Origin of the sequence: Kocuria sp. NBRC 114282, assembly GCF_030268385.1 — a bacterium.
GTDB lineage: Bacteria > Actinomycetota > Actinomycetes > Actinomycetales > Micrococcaceae > Kocuria > Kocuria palustris.
The window spans coordinates 1-17,534 of sequence record NZ_BSQO01000011.1; the positions used below are offsets into that span (position 1 = coordinate 1).

The following is a 17,534-nucleotide window of genomic DNA, read 5'->3' on the forward strand; positions in this document are numbered from 1 at the left end:
ACCTGAGCGCCAGCTGCTTCTGCTCCCGGCTGAGATGACCGTGCTTGCCCTGCATCCGGATCCTCCTGTGGTCAGTGACTGTCCCATCTCACAGGAGATGTTGCGCTGACCGCTTGAATCCGCCATCGAGTTCGCTCGGGGCAGCTCGCGCACTTCCTTCTCCAGCTCAGCGAGCCGCTGCGCATCGCTGGTCGTGGTCCCGGGCCGGTGGCCCTCGTCGATCTCAGCCTGCCGGAACCATGTCCGCAACGTCTCCGGATGGATCCCGAGCTGCTCGCCCACACAGCGGAACGCACCCGACCTCGTCGCTGGATCCAGCCCCGCGGCCACAGCCATCCTCGTGGCCCTTCCCGGAGCTCGTCGGGGTACTTCCTCGGTGCTGCCATGGTGCTCATCCTCCCGTGGGATCACAGCCTCAACCAGACCCGGGGCGATACAACCTGTCCTCCGTCGCCGCGAAAACCGGATCTCCCGGGGAATACGTCTGGTATGCGGCAGCGGAGGCCGGGGTGAACGCGCTCACTGTGGGGTTGGCCGTAGCAGCCGCATCTCACGGAATCCAGGTGAATGCAGTGAGTCCGGGCACGACGGCCACGACGATCCATGCGCGGGCGGGCCGCCCCGACCGCGCAACCGAAGTCCGGGCGCGATCGCCGATGGGCGACCCGCTGAACCAGAGGAGATCGCTGTTGCTGTCGAGTGGCTCGTCGGCCCCGAGGCCAGTTACGTCAACGGTGCGATCCTCGACGTCGCCGGAGGAACGCGATGAGCCAAGAATTTCTCCGTGAAGCGACCTCAGCGGTGAGCTGGGCTGTTCCGCCGGGCAAACCCGACCCGATCTTCGACACCTGCGCAACCCGCGCCGAGAAAGGTCTCGCGAACATCGTCGGCCTGGTCGGAGCAGTCGGAATCACCGCACTCACCCTGCGAACGAACGCGTCTTGGAGCTGGGCACAGTATGTTCTTGCCGTCATCATCTCGTTCGATGTGGTCGGCGGCGTCGTCGCCAACGGCCTGAACTCCGCAAAACGTGACCACTTCGGTTCGCACGGAGAGAGACCGGAATACTTCGGGATGAAACTCGTGCGGCGACCGGTCCTCTTCACGGCGCTGCACTTGCATCCCATACTCGTTGCCCTGGTGTTCGCTCCGACACTCTGGTGGTGGGGCGCGCTCTGGTATCCCTTCACCCTCGCGGGTACCATCACTGTCCGACGTTCAGCGCTGTATCTCCAGCGACCGGTCGCCTCGGCGTTCTGCGCACTCGCGGGCATCGCAGCATTATTCACCCCGGCCCCTGATCTCTGGGCGTGGCTGCCCGTCCTGCTCACCTTGAAACTCGTGCTCGCCCACGGTGTGCAGGAAGAACCCTATCGGCCAGAGAGCGTCGGCTCACGAGAGTAGCTGAGGGCAGATCGTGTGAGAACTAGAGGCACTCGGAATCGAAAGGAGATGTCGCGTGATCGAATCCGAATATGAGTACGAGGACGTCGCGATTGCCTGCGCCGACGGCGAGAAGATCCAGGCTCGGTATTTCTCCGCCACAGCACCGGCCTGTGACATCGAGCATGTTGTGATCATCGCCCCGGCGACCGGTGTGCAGGGCCGATACTACTGGCGATTCGCGAGTTACCTGGCTGAGAATGGAGTCACTACCCTGGTGCCCGACTATCGAGGTATCGGCCGCTCGGCACCGAACACTCTCAAAGAGTACCGGAAAGCGAAGATTCGATGGCACCACTGGGGTACGCGTGACCTGGAAGCCTGCATTCTCTGGATGCGCAAACGCCACGGAGCGCAGGCGCGGCTAAGCGCCGTCGGCCACAGCTTCGGAGGCTACGCGGCAATCCTCGCGGAGCACGCGTCTGAGATCGACCGGCTGCTGATGGTGGGCGCCCAGCACGCACACTGGCCGGATTACGACAAGAAGCACAGGCTCAGCCTATTTATCAAGTGGCACGTCTGTATGCCGGTGATTGCTCGAGTGCTGGGCTACTTCCCGGGAAAGAAGCTCGGATGGCTGGAAAATCTGCCACAGGGCGTCGCCCTCGACTGGGCGCGCGGAGCATCGGACTACTCGAAGACGATCGGCACCGAGGGAGAGGCGATACTGCGCCGAAGCGCTCAGCTGACGCTCCCGGTATTGGCGGTGAATCCAACTGACGACCCATATGCCACACCAGCAGCGGTGCGAAGAACACTGAACTATCTCCCTCAAGCCGAATGCGAGGAGATCTATCTGCACCCTCGGAACCTCGATGTAGACGAGATCGGGCACTTCGCACTTTTCCACCAACGCTTCCAAAACACATTCTGGACAGCAGCCTTCGGCTGGTTAACTGGCTCTTCAGAGTTGAGTGTGGGGTGAGGCGTCGAGGCCGCCGGTGATGAGGAGCATGCGGAGGCGGTAGTGCTCGAAGTTTCGGAACCCGCCGGCGATGCGGCGGCCGAGCTCGATGATTCCGTTGGTGGGGACCGACGCCTGAAGAGTCCCGGGAGCCCCCGGAATGCCTCCGGTGGTGCGGGCTCAGGTCCGCGGAGGATGGTGGACGCGCATCTCAGGGCGCTTCTTGATCATGTGCTTCCCGGAACGCATCGTGGGCGCCTCACCCACTCATAGCGGGTGAGGCGCCCACGATGCGTTCTCTCCCCCGGAGACAGCTGATCTTCTCCATGGGGAGGTAATTTCCGGGTAGGAAGACGGTGGCAGGCCGGGGTCAGGAGCTGACCGAGGCGCTCTTCTTGGTCTTGACGATCTCCAGGGCGCGCTTGAGGTAGCTGCCGAACACGGGGTAGTTCTCGCTCATCGGGAAGTGGCCGATCTCCTTCATCTCGATGAACTCCGCGTTGCGGATCTGCGAGGCCGTCCGCTCACCGTCTTCGGGAGTGGTGAGGTAGTCATACTCCCCGGTCATCAGCACCACCGCGCACTGATCGGTGTCGATCTCTCCCAGCTTGCCGCGCAAGTCATGGTCGACCGAGTAGTAGTGCAAATCCCCCTTGAAGGACTCCGAGCCCTGGGTGTAGTAGAACCAGGTCTTCCACCGGTCGGCGTCCGGGGACTGCGGGGCCATCAGGTCCCAGGTACCGGAGGCGCAGACCTGGGCGGCGTTGGCGTGCGGGTGCTGCCACCAGTCCAGGTAGAAGCCCGGAGAGTAGTCCGCACCCTCGACCGGGATGACCGCATCGAAGCGGTCCGGGCGTCGGTAGGCCAGCTGCAGGGCGATATTGCCGCCGAAGGAGGAGCCCATGAAGATCGGGTTCTCCAGCTCCAGGGCATCGCATAAGGCGATGATGAAGTTGGCGAAGTGGTCGGCGGTGAGCTTGTACTCCTCGGTCCACCAGGCGGTGTTCTCCGGCGGGTCGGACTTCCCGTGGCGGGGCAGGTCGTAGGCGATGACCCGGTAGTTGGCGGTGATCTCCTCGTCCTCGAGCAGGTCCCGCCACTGGTGGTTGTGGCAGCCGGCGGTGTGCTGGCAGACCAACGGCTGGCCGGTGCCGTTTTCGAGGTAGAAGACCTTGTACTCCAGTCCGTCAACGTCGACGGTGACGTAGTGGCCGGTGACAGGTGAGATGCGAGCCATGAGAGTTCTCCTTGTTCAGGCGGTTCAGACGGGGACGCCGACGGTGCGCAGCAGTTCGATCTGGCGTGTGAGGCAGCGCAGGTTCTGCATCAGCACCAGCACGTCGCCCTCCAGGGCCATGTCGCGCTGGAAGGATGCCGACCAGATGCCGTGGAACATCGGGGCGGGCATCTCGGTGCCGAACTCTCGCCAGGTGGCCGCACTGGCGCGGATGGCGAACTGGTACGGGGCGTCGAGGGGTCCGGGGTCGACGCTGATTTCAGCGACCTTCCCTGCGTTCATTCGCACTACGAAGGAGTGCTCGTCCATGTCCAGCAGGTAGGAGCAGGTGAAGTACTTCCCGTGGGCCAGGAGCTCGGGGTCCTGGTCGTTGGCCGCCGTGAAGGCTTCAACCCACTGCTGGGTCGAGGTGGTGGAGGTGGTGGTAGTCACGTTGTGGTCCTTCCCGCCTGACGTGCTCTGTCCGTGGCGTTCGCCTCCTTCATTGGAGCGTGACCTGTCTCACGAATCCATTACTCCTCTTCGATGGGGCGATAGGCCACAACTATTGCCAGCCAACGGGGCGGTCACTACCGTTGAGTCATGCAGCCCACCTTCGAGCTGCGCGTTCTGCGCTACTTCGTCACTGTTGCTGAAGAGCTGCACTTCGGACGCGCCGCCACCCGGCTCCACATCGCCCAGCCGTCACTGAGCGTGCAGATCCGCAATCTCGAACGCTCCCTCGACACCCCCTTGCTCAACCGCACCAGCCGCGGGGTGACCCTGACCCCGGCCGGGGAGGTCCTGCTGGTCCACGCCCGGGACCTGCTGGCGGCCGCTGAGGCGGCCGCTTCCTTGACCCGGCGGGCAGCCCGGGAACCGGGCCGAAAACTGGTGGTAGGTTTCCAGGCCAATGCTGCCGCCGAACTCACCCGGGCCGTCTTGGAGGCCTATCGCCACAGCAACCCGGCGGTCCAGGTCGAAATGCGCTCCTACCCCTTCGGCGATCCCACCGCTGGGTTGGCCGATGGCAGCGCCGACGTCGCCTTCGTTCGCCCACCCTTGCCGCAGTTCAAAGATCTGCGGATGGCCACCCTGTTCACCGAACCCCGGGTTCTAGCGGTCTCAGAGGCCTCCGAGCTGGCTACCCGGTCCTCGGTCCGAGTAGAAGAACTCCTCGATGAACCCTTCATCGCCCGCAACGCCCCGGATCTGTGGCGGGACTTCTGGCTGGCCACCGACGCCCGTCACAACCACTCCCCGGTCATCGGCTCCGAGGTCAGCACCGTCGACGAGTGTTTCGAGGCCATCCTGAGTCACCAAGGCGTCGCCTTCACGCAAGCCTCCACCCAACGTTTCTACAGTCGCCCCGGCCTGGCTTTCGTCCCCGTGGCCGATCTGTCTCCCTCCACAGTCAGCGTGGCCTGGCGCCAGGACAACGAAGACTGGGCAGCGCGCGCCTTCGTCGAAACCGCCCAGTTCACCGCCCTGAGCACCACACTCCCCCGGACGACACAGACGATCTAAGCGGTCCGTTCGAAGCGGGGCCCATCCGCCGTGCGTCACCGCGGGCCGCGCCTGACGGCGGGCCATACCCACCGTGATGCTTGTCCTCGCCGTCCTGACACCCATTGCTGTGGCCGCCCGTTAGACAGGCGCCCAGGAGCGGAGCACTGAACAGCCCGGGGAAAGGACTACGGCGACGTCGAATTGTGGGACCAGACCCCACCCATGTGCCGCTAAGACACCCCAGTACCGAATCGCCCCATCACCTCACCTGGCCCCGGTCTACTGACGTCTCATAAGCTCAGGCTCATTTCGGATGCTCGTAGAAGGAACCCCGACGGCGACGTCGTTCTTGTGAAAAATGACCGGTAGCCAGCCATATGCAAAGCAGTAAAGAGTTCATTTGCGCTCTGCGCGCATCGTGAGATTCCGGGCAGCAGCTCCGGTGCTCTCTCAAAGGCCGCCTGACCTCGTCCGATTACCCTTGTGCGATGCGATGCCGTGGCACGCATGGCATGAAGAGGGATCGCCTGCGGCCTGGGCCAGGACGGGCTGGACCTGGGACCAGAGCGTGTTCCAGGTGGTGCCGAGCTGCCGGGCCAGGCCCTGGATCGTTGCTCCCTCGGCCTGGAGCTGGCCGATCGCCCACCGGATCCGCACCGGCCGCCCGGCCCAGGGCGCATCGATCATCTCGACCATGACCGGTCGCGATGACTCCGCAGCCGGGACAGCCCGTGACCGGATCGCAGGACTCCACCTCGAGCACCAGGCCAGTAGGAGCCTGCCTCACCGCGACCAGGTGGAGGCTTGGGAAGTCGAGGAGAACATCGCATCGGTCGCAGCGATCGAGGGCGTCAGGGCATACACAACTATGGTCGGGCATCGTCAAGGTCCTTGAGATCAGCGGGGGTAGAAGTCCGCTCATCATCGGGGACCTCGACGTCTACACCCAGCTACCCGACCCAACCGGCGCGCCCACACTCAACTCTGAAGAGCCAGTAATCGGGGTTCCGGTCGTCCCACTCGGCGTCACCACCGGCCCACGAACATCGCTCCGAGGCTCTGAGCCGCCGAAGTCACCGACCCCCTCGCCAGCCTCAGATGCCCGAGAAATCAACGATCTCAGGGCGGTGATCGAGGCTGCAGTGTCCTCCCGTAAGCCACCCCGTGAAAGGCCCCGGAGTCCTCGGACTCCGGGGCCCTTGTCTGGTCCGGCTCAGGCGAACAGCGTCATGACGTAGAGCACGAAGACCACCACGTGCCCGGCACCGTGCAGCGCGGTGACCCGGCCGCCGAAGAACGTGGTCACGCTCAGCAGCAGCGAGATCCCCAGCAGCACCAGATGTGCCGGGGAAGCTGCCAGGACCACGTCCTGACCCGTGAGCAGACCGATGACCAGCACGGCCGGGATCGTCACGCCCACGGTGGAGACCAGGGCGCCGTGGCACAGGTTCGAGACCCGCTGCATCTCGCCGGCCAGGGCCGCCCGCAGCGCGGTGATCGTCTCCGGCAGGAACACGATGGCGGCGATCACCAGCCCGGACAGCTCCGCCGGGGCCTGCAGGCGCGCGAGCGCCTCGTCCAGCAGGGCAGCCATGTGGTGCGAGAGCAGCACGATCGGCCCGACGGCGGCCACGAGCACCAGCGCTCGGAGCATGATCTCGGCGCGATGCGCCCGCAGCACCTCTGTGATCACGGCGCTCGAGGCAGCTGCGGCGGGGAGCTCCGGGTCCGAGGAAGCGCCCGGCTCCTGGAAGTCAGCGCGCTGGGGTCCCATCTGCCGCTGCAGGAAGTACGCGTAGAGCACGATCGTCATGGCCGCCACGAGCACCGCCTGCGCGGCGGTGTACGCGCCGTCGTCGCCGATCAGTCCCGGAAGGGCGAAGGCCGTGGCCGCCAGCACGATCAGCAGCGTCAGGTAGGCGGAGACCCCGGCGCGGTTCGGTCGCAGTCCTCCGTGGCGTGCTCCCCCGACGATCAGGCACGCACCGATCACGAGGTTGAGGATGATCATCGACACCGCCATGACCGAGTCGCGAGCGATGCTCGCGTGCTCGCCGGGGCCGAGCATGACGGCCGAGATGAGGATGACCTCGATCAGCACGACCGACAGCGTCAGCACGAGGGTCCCGTAGGGATCCCCCAGCCGTTGGGCCAGGTGCTCTGCCTGCTCGACGACGCCTGAGGCGCAGACCAGGATCACGACGATGATGCCCGTCAGCAGCGCGGTCAGTGCGGCCGCGGGAAGGTGCCCCGTCAGAAGGGGCTGGGCCAGAATCAGCGCGAGATAGGCGCCCCAGCCCAGCAGCAGGCGCAGGATGACGGCTGGATGCAGCACGGTGCGCAGGGCCGAAGACGGTGAATTCATGAGGGCCAGGCCTCCTGTGCGGGGCCGTCCCCGCTGCAGGCCGCTGGTGATGCGGGTCGTCCCGCGGGCGTCTGTCGATTCCGAGCACCGATCCTAGTCGTCGATCGCCGGGGAGGCTGTCGGCGGGGTCACCGCCCGGACTCGCCCCCCCGGTCGGACCCGCTCACTGCCGATCGATGTCATCGGGCTCCCATCCGTGGGCCGTGCGCACCGCATTGGCCGCCAGCGGGATCTGATGCGAGGCGGATTCCAGGATGTGCATGAGGTAGCCGCCGGTGTTCGGCAGCGCGATGACGTCCCCCACCGCCACTCCGTGGGGGAAGACGATGCGCCGCTTGAGGATCAGCTCGGCCTCCACGCAGTAGGCGCCCACCAGGAAGGCCTCGATCGGCCCCGCCCAGGGGTCGACGGGTGACTCCGATCCTGCGGGATCGGAGGCCAGCGCGCCTTCGTCGTGCCGCGGACCGGGCACGAGCAGCGGGTCCACCAGGAAGTCGGCGGACGTCGAGCGGCACTGTGTGCGGTTCATCTCCAGCCCGACGATCGGCACGCCGTCGCTGGTGCGCTTGCGGAAGGCCACTCGGGCCAGGGTCATGCCGCAGCCGTCGAGCATCGCTCGGCCGGGTTCGCAGCGCAGCTGCAGGCCGCGGGCGCGCAGGGCATCGGCCACCGTAGCCTGCGCGCCGAGGCCGACGTGCTCCGCCCCGACGACGCCGTCGTCGTCCCTGCCGGAGGCGAGGTCGGCGTCGAGGACCTCGCCCAGCCAGGGCCCGCGCGTGAGCTTCTGGTGATAGGGGTACAGCTCGCGCGCTCCGCCCAGCTGCGGACCGTCGGGGCCTTCCTCCCGACGCAGTCCCAGGCCGTCACCGCGCCAGGTCAGCGATTCGTCGCCGCTGAGGACGGCCTGCTCGTGGGCCCGCCAGAATGACTCCCACGGCTCGGGGTCCTCGAGATAGGACATGGGCACGCCGCCGCCCATGTCGATCCAGGCCGGCTCCTGTCCACGCTGGCGAAGGGCATCGACCAGCGACACGGCCTGGCGCAGGCCCTCGCTGCGATCGCCCGGATCGTAGCCGTGCAGGTGGAAGTGCACGCCGGTGACCGCCAGCCCCGACTCGCTCACCGAGCCCCCTGCGCCGCCGAGCTCGGCCAGCCACGTACTCGCCGACTCCCCGAACCGGGTCGGCGCGATCCCCCGCCCCGGCTCCGGCGCCAGCCGCAGACCGATCCCGATGGGGGCGGTCCCGGCCGGACGCCCGGCGAGGACTCGGCGCAGAAGGGCCAGCTCATCCCGGTTGTCCACGACCACGGTCGCACCGGAGTCCACCGCCAGCCGCAGCAGCGGCTCCGGCTTGATCGCCGCCGTCACCACGATGTCCTCTCCCGGCACCCCGCGCTCGAGGACCTGGCGCAGCTCGCGCTGACTGCCCACATCGATCCCGTGGCCGAGCTCCCGCGCCCTGTCCACCACCGCGAGCATCTTGTTCGCCTTGCGCGCCACGAACACGCGCAGCTCGACCCCCCGCTGGTCCGCCGCACGGATCAGCTCCTGCGCATTGGCCTCCAGCGGTCCCGGGTCCAGCAGGTTCACGGGGCTGCCGTGCTCGGCGAGCAGGTCCTGGCACGCGACGGGATCGCCCACCAGCTCCTGCATCCAGGGCTCGAGGCGGCCCGGCAGCGCGGGGCTGCCGTGGGCGCGAGAGCGAAGGGGGTCGTCGATCGGCGGGGTGGCGGTCATGGCTCTCCTGGGAGGGGTCTCGATCATCCGCTGTGCCCACAGCTGCGGCTGGGGATGCAGGGCTCGGTTCAGCGTGTCATGGCCCAGCACGACGTCCTCGGTGGGCCGCCCGAGCACCGACAGCCCGGGGACGAGGCGACCGGCGACATCCACAGCGGCCGCCTCGCGCGTGATGCGGCAGCCGCGGCGCCCCGGCGGGATGCTGAGCACACCGCGCTCCACGAGCCCGTGCAGCAGCGGATCCGTCGCCGAAATGCCCGGCGGGGCCAGCACGGCATCGACGACGACGTCCGGGCCCGGGGACGACGGCCCGCCGGGGGCCCGCAGCCGGCCGTCGGCACCGATCTGCGCACCCGCATCCAGGCTGGACAGATCCACGATCCCGGCCTCGACGAGGGCTTCGAGCCGCCGCGCGCTGCGCAGCGGCGGTCCGAAGGCCCACCGCTCGAAGCGCACTGCCGCCGCGCGGAGCTCTGCCCACTGCTGCGGCGGGATCTGCGCGAAGCTGATCCGCTGCACGATGGCCGGGTACAGCAGCGACCACGCGCGCCCCAGCACCCACGCCGGGCCGCCCGGCTCGCGGCCCTGGGCCACGGCGATCCCGCGGCGAAGGGACCGCGCCGCAGCACCTCGCGCAGCCGCACTCGAGGTCTGCGCGCTCTGCGCTGCCTCGTCCCGGGGATGCTCCGGCTCCCGGCCGCTGCGCAGGGTCTCCTCCACCTCGGCGACGATGCCCTCCGGGATCGTCGAGCGCAGCGGGCCGCAGCCGTCCTCGGACTCCGGGTGCCGCTCGCGCAGCAGGAGCCGCTGCGCCGTGCGCTGCACAGCCCTCAGCAGCGCCGATGCATCCGAGGCGTCGAGGACCTCACGGCGGCCGGCTGCGAGGATCTCGGCGCGCACGCCCTCCTGCAGCGCCCCGGCCGGTGAGGAATCGGGATCCGGCTTGGCATCGAGCAGCGCTCCGCTGCGTCCCGTCGGGAGGATGACCGCGGGCTCCCGGCCGCTGGACCGGTAGTGCAGACGGCCGTCGGAGCCCTCCTCGAAGCGACCGCCGCGTCCCTCGCTCAGGCTGAGCGCCGCGTCGATGAAGGTCAGCGCAGCGCCGCGCACCACCACGCGGGATCCCGGGGGCACGGCATCTTCGCTCAGCCGCTGCGGGGCGGGGTACACACCGCCGATCAGCGGCACGGGAGCGACCCATCCGTGCTCCAGGGCGGCTGGGTGATCCGAGGCGTGGCCCGTGGCCAGCAGCACCTCGTCGTACGGGCCGTGCCAGAGCGAGCCGGAGCCCCCTGCGCGCCGCGCGGGCTCGATCCGCACCTCCCACGCGCGCGGCTCCAGCGCAGGGCGGCGCAGCTGCTCGGCGCGGCCGCGGAGCACCCGCACCCGGGTCCGCTCGGGCAATGCCGCGACCACCTGCGACCACGCGTGCTCCAGGTAGTCTCCGATCAGCGCCCGGGGCGGGTAGTCCTCGGCGGCATCGTCCCGGCCCTGTTCGAGCGCCCACTGCCGGAAGGGCTGCACCACGCGGTCCTCGGCCCCCGGCTCATGGGCGTCGACGATCCCCGACGTGACGTTCAGGCGCAGATGCCGGGGCTGGCGCGGGTCGTAGGCCGCGCCGGTGCCCGGTCGCTCGGAGGGGTCCACGATGTCGATCCGGACCTCCCGCGGACCGTCGCCGCGGCCGGCTGCTCGCAGCCGTCTGCCCAGGGAATCGAGTGCGCTCAGTGCCTTGGGACCGGCTCCGATCACCGCCAGCCGCAGGATGCCCTCAGCCACGCGTCCGCTCCTGCAGAGCCTGCACGGCCTCCTCGACCTGCTGCGGGGAGGCTCCCAGGACGGTGCGCACCCACTCGTCGTCGTAGATCGTGTCCAGGTAGGGCATGCCGCCGTCGTGCACGAGCATGGCGATCCGGGCATCGTCCGGGCGCTGCGGCAGCAGCGAGGCCACGGCGTGCACGACCGCCCCGGTCGAAGCCCCGGCCAGGATGCCCTCGCGCCTGGCCAGCAGGCGCGCGCCGGCCACGCACTCGAGCTCGCTGACCCGCAGCACCTGATCGGGCTGGACCCGGCGCGACAGGTCGGTCACGAATCCGGCGCCCATCCCAGGCAGGCGTCGTGCCCCGGCCGTCCCGCCGAACAGCACGCTGCCCTGTGCGTCCACGGCGATCACGCGGGTGCGCATCCCGTGCTCCTGGATGTAGGAGGCGCAGCCGCCGATCGTGCCGGTTGTGGAGCAGGCCGCGACCACGTCGTCGACGCGGTGCTGCATGGCCTCGGCGATCTCGCGCATGGTCCCCTCGCGGTGGGCACCCGCATTCGCCGGATTGCCGTACTGGTGCAGGTTCACCGCCCCGGGGATCTCCCGCAGCAGCTGCTGAACGCGGGCCAGCCTGGCGGTCAGCAGGTCGCCCGTGGCCGGATCCGGATGCTCCACGAGCTCGATCCGTCCGCCCAGCGCTCGGATGGCCGCGATCGTCGAGCGGTTGGCCCGGGTGTCCACGACGCACACGAACTGCACGTCGTGCGCCGAGCACGCGCGGGCCAGGGCCATCCCCAGATTCCCGGAGCTGGACTCAACCACGGTCCCGCCGGGGGCCAGTCGCCCGGAGTCCAGCGCATCGCGCAGCATGGCCAGTGCCGGACGGTCCTTGGCGCTGGCCCCGGGATTCAGGGACTCGACCTTGGCGAGCACCTCGGCCGGATGGCCGTCGAACAGCCGGGACATGCGCACCAGCGGGGTGCCGCCCACGGCCTGGGCGATGTCATTGAGGATGGGGGCAGGCTCAGAGGTCATGGCCCTAATCTGGCACACGGACCTGGGAACAGACAGCAGGCTGATGGACGGAGCCGGACCGTGCCCGATCCGGTGGACCCCCGGTTCCGGTGGGCGGCCGGCTCGCCCGGTAGGATCGGGGCCGCCGCCGTGCACGGCCGCCCCACCGTCCCGCCAGCTCCAGGAGCCCCTGCATGTCCGTCCGCCCCGTCGTGATCACCGGCGATCCCGTCCTGCACCGCCCGGCCGCCAAGGTCACGGAGTTCGACGACTCGCTGCGCGAGCTGATCGCCGACATGCACGAGACCATGGACGCAGCCCACGGCGTCGGCCTGGCCGCCCCTCAGATCGGTGTGGGTCTGCGGATCTTCACCTTCGTGTTCGACAACGACGATGACGCCCCGAACCGCGGGGAGATCATCAACCCGGTGCTCACGGTCGGGAAGATCTCCGAGCAGCGTCCGGACCCCGATGAGGAGGCCGAGGGCTGCCTGTCCGTGCCCGGCTACAGCTTCCCGCTCAAGCGGGCCGAGTGGGTGCGCATCGCCGGCTTCGACCCGCACGGCCAGCCGATCGCCTGGGAGGCCACCGGCTGGTTCGCCCGCGTGATGCAGCACGAGTACGACCATCTGGACGGCAAGCTCTACGTCGACCGCCTGGACGAGAAGTGGTCCCGCAAGGCCAGGAAGGCTCTGAAGGGCGAGGGCTGGCGCGAGGCCGGGAACACCTGGACCCCCGGCATCGACGAGGACCCCTTCGGGCACTGACCCGCCCTGTCGCAGCGGCGGTCTCCCGAAAGGCCCCTGCCGGAAGGCAAGAGGAGCAGGTCGGCTCAGACCCGACGTACCCCGCGCCGCCACCGCAGCACGGCACCGGCGAACAGCGCCGCGAAGAGCCCCAGCACCACCACCCCGGACCACTCGAGCGACAGCGCATCCGTCCAGGTGAAGGCGGTGACTCCTAGCTCCCCGAGCAGACTCATCAGCCCCAGCACGCCGATGACGGCGGCGAAGCACACGGAGACCGCGGTCATGACGATGTTGTATCTCAGCTTCCGCTCGGGCCGCTCCAGAGCCCAGCGGTAGGCCAGGGCCATGAACATCCCGTCGGCGGAGTCCAGCAGGCACATGCCGGAGGTGAACGCCAGCGGGAGCAGCAGCACCACCCACCACGGGACGCCTGCCGTGGCGCCCCCGGCGGCCAGGATGAGCAGGGAGACCTCGGTCGCAGTGTCGAATCCCAGTCCGAAGAGGAACCCGACCGGGTACATGTGCCACGGCCGGTCCACCCGTCGCAGCGCGGGCCGCAGGATCCGGGACAGCGCACCAGCGGCTCCTGCCGGGTCGCTCTCCTCGGCTCGGCGCGAGGCTCGGATCAGCGTGCGCAGAGTCCGCAGGTTGATCGCTGCCAGCACCACCAGCGTGATCCCGGAGAAGGCAGCGCCCCACACGCCCAGCGCAGTGCGCACCGGGGAGTCTCCTGTCAGGCCCACCCACCGTGCGGAAGCGACCACCAGCACCGCGGCTGCGAACACCACAGTGGAGTGTCCCAGGGCGAAGTACATGCCCACGGACTGAGGGGTCCGATGCCCGGACTGCAGGGCGCGGGTGGTGTTGTCGATCGCGGCGATGTGATCCGGATCGAAGGCATGACGCAGGCCCAGGACATAGGCGGTGAGCAGCAGCCCTCCCGTGAAGGCGCTGCCGAGATCCCCCAGCCCCCAAGCGGCCGCGACGCCGCCGAGGAGCAGCAGATGCAGGCCTGAATTCACCCCGATGACCTGACGCGAGATCGGCGGGGCGACAGGTTCGGCGAGCGCACGGGGCGCCGGGGCGATCGGCATGGCCGACAGCGTAGACCCGGATGTGGGATGTCCAGACGCGCCCGCCTCCCCCTCCCTGAACCGCCAGCCCGCGCTCAGGATCCGGACAGGATCAGGAGCGGCCCATGATCCTCCATGCACAGCTCGACGGCGCCGTGCTCAGGCTGCGGGCAGCACCACCGTGAGCTGACCGGGGCGCTTGCCCTGCGGCTCCTCCAGCTCCACGCGCCACCGGGTGCCGGCCGCCTCGGCGAGCTCCTGGGCCGTCTCGACGCGGCGGCCCTGGGCGACCTGCTCCAGCACGTGACGCGCCAGCTCCCCGCGAGTGTGCTTGGCGAAGTGCGAGACGACCTTGCGCTGGCCGTCGTCGGAGACAGTGACTGCGCGGACGGCCACGGTGGTCTCTGACGGGGCGGCGAAGGCTGCCGAGTACGCCGAGGAGCGGCAGTCGATGATCAGCTGCCCCTCGGCCTTCGGACCCAGCGCCTCCCGCAGCCGCGGCTTCCAGAACGACGACAGCTTCACCGGCTCGCGCTTGCCCAGCCCCCGCAGGGCAGTGCCCATGGACAGCCGGTAGGCGGGGATCCGATCGGTGGGCCGCACCGCACCCCACAGGGCCGAGATCACCACCACGGAGTCCTCCGCGACCCGGCGCTGCTCGGCGGTGAGCGACTGGGCCCCGAGCGCGTCGTAGAGCACCCCGGTGTAGATCTGCAGCGCCGGTGCGGCCGGTTCGGTGCGCAGCGACAGGTTGCGCTGCACCTCCGGTGCGAGCGAGGCCCCCACGCCCAGCGCCTCGAGCGCATTGCGCTGCCCGCTCACCTTCTCGAGAGCCGCCAGGACTCTCAGGCGGTCGTCGTTCAGCTGCGGCAGCGACAGCTCCTGCAGCTGGACCGGGTCCCCGGAACCGGGCCGGGTCTTGGTCTCGGAGGGCGGCAGCAGGATCAGCATCCGAGCATGCTATCGGCCGCAGACGGGTACAGTGGTCGGCTGGACAGGACGGCCGGGTGATCGCGCGGCGCCATGTGCGCCTCGAGGAAAGTCCGGGCTCCGCAGAGCAGAACGGTGGCTAACGGCCACTCGGGGAGACCCGCAGGAAAGTGCCACAGAGAGCAGACCGCCCACGGCACGCCGTGCGGTGAGGGTGAAAGGGTGGTGTAAGAGACCACCAGCGCACCGGGCGACCGGTGCGGCTAGGCAAACCCCGTTCGGAGCAAGGTCAGACAGGGTGCAACAGGGCTGCTCGTCCTGCATCCGGGTAGGCCGCTCGAGCCCATCGGCAACGATGGGCCTAGATGGATGATCACCGCCGTGCCCCGGGCGACCGGGCACGTGCACAGAACCCGGCTCACAGGCCGTCCTGTCCCTCGACATCCCCGCTCCGGCACCTCCGCAAGCGCTCTCAGGGCACCAGGATCGCGCCGCAGTCGGCGCAGGCGGCCACCGTCTGCGGATCGGCTTCCAGGGCCGAGACCTCCGCGGGGCTCATGGGGCTGCCGCAGGCTCCGCAGGCCGAGGCCTGACGACGCGCCGCCGCGATCTTCTCCCGTCCCGTGCCGCCGCCGCGGATCCGCTCGTAGCGCGCCACCAGCTGATCGTTGCCCACGGCGAGCACTGCGTCCTGCCGGCCCTGATCCAGCCCGGCCAGCTCCTCCCGCAGCTGCTTGCCGGACTCCTGAGCCGCACCCACGCGCGCGCGGGCATCGGCATCTGCGGCCTTGAGCCGCGGCATCAGCTCGTCGCGCTGGGATTGGAAGGCGGCCAGCTCCTGATCGGCGCGCTCGGCCCCGGCACGGGCCTTCTCGACCTGCCCGGTCAGCGATTCGATCTGCCGGGTCTGGGCCGAGACCTGCTTGGCGGATCCGCCGGCATCGCGCCGGGCACGCTCCGTCTCGAGCCGGGCGAGGAGGTCATCGACCTTCTGATGGGCGGCGTCCCGGGCGCCCACCAGCTCAGCGCCCCGGGCCTGCAGCTCCTTGGCCCTGGCGACGGCGGCGCGCTGGCGCTTGAGGGACTCCACGAGCTCGGGCTCCTTCTGAAGCACCGTGAGCCGCTCGCGCAGGGTCGCAGCGCGAGAATCGCGGGACTGCAGCGCCAGCAGCGCCTCGAACTGCTCGGGGGCGGCGGTGGTCATGATGCGACTCCTGTCGATCGGCTCGGCTCCCACACGTCCTGCGGGGGCTCGTGCGGGCTGGGCACCCGGAAGTCCCAGGGGTCGCTGCGACGCCCCGAGACCCGGACCTCGGCCCGGAACCCGCGCGCGGAGAGCTCCTCCTGCAGCGCGGCCGCGCCCACGGGCAGCCACAACCACTCGCTGGCCGCGTGCGAGAGGTCGATCAGCGCCGGTGAGCCGTCGCCGGTCAGTGCGGTCTCACGCGCCTCCGAAGCCGGGTGATGGCGCAGATCGGCGGTGACGTAGACATCCGCCTCGGCACGCCGCACGGTCTCGAACAGAGAGTCCCCCGAGCCGCCGCACACCGCCACGCGGCGGATCATCCGGTCGGGATCCCCTGCCACGCGCACGCCCTGGGCGGTCGGCGGGATCACGGCGGCCAGCCGCTGGGAGAGCTCGACGAGGCGCACGGGCTCGTCCAGGTCGCCCACACGGCCGATCCCGATCTCCGGATCCTCCGACGACGGCTCGAGGGGCTGCATCCGCTCCACGCCGCAGGCGCGCAGCAGGACATCGGAGACGCCGTCGCGCGCGGCGTCGGCATTGGTGTGGCAGGCCAGCAGCCCGATCCGGCGCTCGATCAGCTCGTGGAGCACCCGTCCCTTGTAGGTGTCAGCGGCCACCGTGGACACCCCGCGCATCAGCAGCGGATGGTGCGTCAGCAGCAGATCCGCCTCCGTCTCCACGGCCTCCTGGACGGTGGGCGTCACCGCGTCCACGGCCATCAGGATCCGGCGCACGGGGGCCTCCGGTCGCCCCGCGATCAGCCCCGAGGCATCCCAGGACTGCTGCGTGCGCAGCGGCCACAGCCGATCCGCGGCGTCGACGACCTCTGCCAGCGTGGGGATCTCGCTCATGGCACCGAGTCTAGGAGGAGACGACGACAGCGCGCCCGGCCGGTCGGGACCTCACCGCTGGGACCCTCCCGAGGCCGGATCGGCAGGAGGTCGAGCGCAGGAATACCGAGGCCGCGAGGAAGGTTCCACCGATCATGACCACCACGACCTACGTCCTGGGCGCCGGCTGCTTCTGGTGCCTCGACGCCATCTACCGCAAGACCCGCGGCGTGAGCGACGTCGTCTCCGTCTACACCGGCGGCCATGTGAGCCACCCGACCTACGAGCAGGTCTGCTCCGGTCAGACCGGCCATGCCGAGGCGGTGGCGGTGAGCTTCGACCAGGAGGTCGTCTCCCCCGAGATCATCCTGGATCTGTTCTTCACCTCGCACGATCCCACGAGCCTGAACCGCCAGGGAGCGGATGAGGGTCCGCAGTACCGCTCGTCGATGTTCTACGCCGACGAGCAGCAGAAGCAGCTCTTCCAGGAGGCCATCGAGCGGATGGCCCCGAACTTCGAGCGCCCGATCGTGACCACGCTCGAGCCGCTGGGCACCGTGTGGGAGGCCGAGCCGGTCCACCAGGACTTCTACGCCCGCCAGCCCTATAACGGGTACTGCCAGTTTGAATCGCCCCGGGTTTGTTAGAGGCTCGCAAGTGCCGCGTCGGCGGGTGCCGGTGCGGGGTGGTTGTGATGGTAGGTGTCCTCGAGCTCGACGGGCGGGATCATGCCGATCTCGCCGTGAAGTCGC

General features: G+C 69.2%; 17 protein-coding genes and 1 other RNA gene. 7 read left to right on the forward strand and 11 right to left on the reverse strand.

The window, feature by feature from the left end:
- Positions 1-336 (reverse strand): transposase (locus tag QSJ40_RS12865; RefSeq protein ID WP_352156573.1); only part of this gene is annotated, 336 nt, incomplete at its 3' end.
- Here QSJ40_RS12865 and QSJ40_RS12175 point away from each other — a divergent pair.
- From QSJ40_RS12175 to QSJ40_RS12185, 3 genes are read left to right on the forward strand one after another with little or no spacing between them, the layout of a single operon-like run.
- Entirely contained in the window at positions 240-788 is a 549-nt protein-coding gene (locus QSJ40_RS12175) for an SDR family oxidoreductase (protein WP_285731238.1), read from the forward strand. The two genes, QSJ40_RS12865 and QSJ40_RS12175, sit on opposite strands and share 97 nt — an antisense overlap.
- Positions 766-1,404, forward strand: a complete 639-nt coding sequence (locus QSJ40_RS12180) for a hypothetical protein (protein ID WP_040561165.1) — start codon at positions 766-768, stop codon at positions 1,402-1,404. Before QSJ40_RS12175 ends, QSJ40_RS12180 begins: the two co-directional genes overlap by 23 nt.
- A gap of 55 nt (positions 1,405-1,459) precedes the next feature.
- Positions 1,460-2,368, forward strand: coding sequence for an alpha/beta hydrolase family protein (locus tag QSJ40_RS12185; RefSeq protein ID WP_206390050.1), 909 nt, complete (start codon positions 1,460-1,462; stop codon positions 2,366-2,368).
- A 349-nt stretch (positions 2,369-2,717) separates the two neighbouring features.
- On the opposite strand, the gene QSJ40_RS12190 is transcribed toward QSJ40_RS12185, so the two are convergent.
- Both QSJ40_RS12190 and QSJ40_RS12195 read right to left on the reverse strand, forming a co-directional pair.
- On the reverse strand, positions 2,718-3,584 hold the full coding sequence (locus QSJ40_RS12190; RefSeq protein WP_024290685.1) for an alpha/beta fold hydrolase: 867 nt from the start codon (positions 3,582-3,584) through the stop codon (positions 2,718-2,720).
- Between the two features lie 24 nt (positions 3,585-3,608).
- Positions 3,609-4,016: a hypothetical protein gene (locus QSJ40_RS12195; protein WP_006215123.1), complete on the reverse strand. Its 408-nt coding sequence runs from the start codon at positions 4,014-4,016 to the stop codon at positions 3,609-3,611.
- 150 nt (positions 4,017-4,166) lie between these two features.
- On the opposite strand from QSJ40_RS12195, the gene QSJ40_RS12200 reads away from it, so the two are divergent.
- Positions 4,167-5,090 carry a LysR family transcriptional regulator gene (locus tag QSJ40_RS12200; RefSeq protein WP_285731244.1) on the forward strand — a complete coding sequence of 308 codons (924 nt, stop codon included), beginning with the start codon at positions 4,167-4,169 and terminating at the stop codon, positions 5,088-5,090.
- Between the two features lie 432 nt (positions 5,091-5,522).
- Here QSJ40_RS12200 and QSJ40_RS12205 read toward each other — a convergent pair whose 3' ends face one another.
- From QSJ40_RS12205 to sbnA, 4 genes are all read right to left on the reverse strand, one after another.
- Complete coding sequence (locus QSJ40_RS12205) at positions 5,523-5,768, reverse strand: hypothetical protein (protein WP_040561163.1); 246 nt, start codon at positions 5,766-5,768, stop codon at positions 5,523-5,525.
- Between the two features lie 517 nt (positions 5,769-6,285).
- Positions 6,286-7,437 (reverse strand): calcium:cation antiporter, encoded by a 1,152-nt coding sequence (locus QSJ40_RS12210; protein ID WP_285731248.1) that lies wholly within the window; start codon positions 7,435-7,437, stop codon positions 6,286-6,288.
- A 163-nt stretch (positions 7,438-7,600) separates the two neighbouring features.
- A complete protein-coding gene (locus tag QSJ40_RS12215) occupies positions 7,601-10,954 on the reverse strand; it encodes an FAD/NAD(P)-binding protein (protein WP_006215120.1) in 3,354 nt (1,117 codons plus the stop codon).
- Positions 10,947-11,972, reverse strand: a complete 1,026-nt coding sequence (gene sbnA, locus QSJ40_RS12220; RefSeq protein ID WP_040561161.1) for a 2,3-diaminopropionate biosynthesis protein SbnA — start codon at positions 11,970-11,972, stop codon at positions 10,947-10,949. The genes QSJ40_RS12215 and sbnA overlap by 8 nt, the downstream gene beginning before the upstream one ends.
- A gap of 173 nt (positions 11,973-12,145) precedes the next feature.
- On the opposite strand from sbnA, the gene def reads away from it, so the two are divergent.
- A complete protein-coding gene (gene def / locus QSJ40_RS12225) occupies positions 12,146-12,718 on the forward strand; it encodes a peptide deformylase (protein WP_006215117.1) in 573 nt (190 codons plus the stop codon).
- A 65-nt stretch (positions 12,719-12,783) separates the two neighbouring features.
- On the opposite strand, the gene QSJ40_RS12230 is transcribed toward def, so the two are convergent.
- Both QSJ40_RS12230 and QSJ40_RS12235 read right to left on the reverse strand, forming a co-directional pair.
- Complete coding sequence (locus QSJ40_RS12230; RefSeq protein ID WP_051990477.1) at positions 12,784-13,794, reverse strand: HoxN/HupN/NixA family nickel/cobalt transporter; 1,011 nt, start codon at positions 13,792-13,794, stop codon at positions 12,784-12,786.
- Between the two features lie 138 nt (positions 13,795-13,932).
- The gene (locus tag QSJ40_RS12235) at positions 13,933-14,724 is read right to left on the reverse strand and encodes a YaaA family protein (protein ID WP_006215115.1); all 792 of its coding nucleotides are present in this window, start codon (positions 14,722-14,724) and stop codon (positions 13,933-13,935) included.
- 44 nt (positions 14,725-14,768) lie between these two features.
- Between QSJ40_RS12235 and rnpB the strand changes: the two genes are divergently transcribed.
- Positions 14,769-15,140: RNase P RNA component class A (gene rnpB, locus QSJ40_RS12240), an RNA gene on the forward strand.
- A 35-nt stretch (positions 15,141-15,175) separates the two neighbouring features.
- On the opposite strand, the gene QSJ40_RS12245 is transcribed toward rnpB, so the two are convergent.
- The gene (locus QSJ40_RS12245) at positions 15,176-15,907 is read right to left on the reverse strand and encodes a zinc ribbon domain-containing protein (protein ID WP_006215114.1); all 732 of its coding nucleotides are present in this window, start codon (positions 15,905-15,907) and stop codon (positions 15,176-15,178) included.
- On the reverse strand, positions 15,904-16,803 hold the full coding sequence (locus tag QSJ40_RS12250) for a Nif3-like dinuclear metal center hexameric protein (RefSeq protein ID WP_006215113.1): 900 nt from the start codon (positions 16,801-16,803) through the stop codon (positions 15,904-15,906). Before QSJ40_RS12250 ends, QSJ40_RS12245 begins: the two co-directional genes overlap by 4 nt.
- Positions 16,804-16,937: 134 nt before the next feature.
- Between QSJ40_RS12250 and msrA the strand changes: the two genes are divergently transcribed.
- The gene (gene msrA, locus QSJ40_RS12255; RefSeq protein ID WP_285731260.1) at positions 16,938-17,429 is read left to right on the forward strand and encodes a peptide-methionine (S)-S-oxide reductase MsrA; all 492 of its coding nucleotides are present in this window, start codon (positions 16,938-16,940) and stop codon (positions 17,427-17,429) included.
- The last annotated feature ends 105 nt before the right edge of the window (positions 17,430-17,534 follow it).

What these genes read in the sequence shown, in the direction of transcription:
- def (WP_006215117.1), top strand. Translation starts at nt 12,146, where the DNA reads ATGTCCGTCCGCCCCGTCGTGATCACCGGCGATCCCGTCCTGCACCGC.
- QSJ40_RS12190 (WP_024290685.1), bottom strand. Translation starts at nt 3,584, where the DNA reads ATGGCTCGCATCTCACCTGTCACCGGCCACTACGTCACCGTCGACGTT.
- QSJ40_RS12210 (WP_285731248.1), bottom strand. Translation starts at nt 7,437, where the DNA reads ATGAATTCACCGTCTTCGGCCCTGCGCACCGTGCTGCATCCAGCCGTC.
- QSJ40_RS12205 (WP_040561163.1), bottom strand. Translation starts at nt 5,768, where the DNA reads ATGGTCGAGATGATCGATGCGCCCTGGGCCGGGCGGCCGGTGCGGATC.
- msrA (WP_285731260.1), top strand. Translation starts at nt 16,938, where the DNA reads ATGACCACCACGACCTACGTCCTGGGCGCCGGCTGCTTCTGGTGCCTC.
- QSJ40_RS12200 (WP_285731244.1), top strand. Translation starts at nt 4,167, where the DNA reads ATGCAGCCCACCTTCGAGCTGCGCGTTCTGCGCTACTTCGTCACTGTT.
- QSJ40_RS12245 (WP_006215114.1), bottom strand. Translation starts at nt 15,907, where the DNA reads ATGACCACCGCCGCCCCCGAGCAGTTCGAGGCGCTGCTGGCGCTGCAG.
- QSJ40_RS12230 (WP_051990477.1), bottom strand. Translation starts at nt 13,794, where the DNA reads ATGCCGATCGCCCCGGCGCCCCGTGCGCTCGCCGAACCTGTCGCCCCG.
- QSJ40_RS12175 (WP_285731238.1), top strand. Translation starts at nt 240, where the DNA reads ATGTCCGCAACGTCTCCGGATGGATCCCGAGCTGCTCGCCCACACAGC.
- QSJ40_RS12250 (WP_006215113.1), bottom strand. Translation starts at nt 16,803, where the DNA reads ATGAGCGAGATCCCCACGCTGGCAGAGGTCGTCGACGCCGCGGATCGG.
- sbnA (WP_040561161.1), bottom strand. Translation starts at nt 11,972, where the DNA reads ATGACCTCTGAGCCTGCCCCCATCCTCAATGACATCGCCCAGGCCGTG.
- QSJ40_RS12180 (WP_040561165.1), top strand. Translation starts at nt 766, where the DNA reads ATGAGCCAAGAATTTCTCCGTGAAGCGACCTCAGCGGTGAGCTGGGCT.
- QSJ40_RS12235 (WP_006215115.1), bottom strand. Translation starts at nt 14,724, where the DNA reads ATGCTGATCCTGCTGCCGCCCTCCGAGACCAAGACCCGGCCCGGTTCC.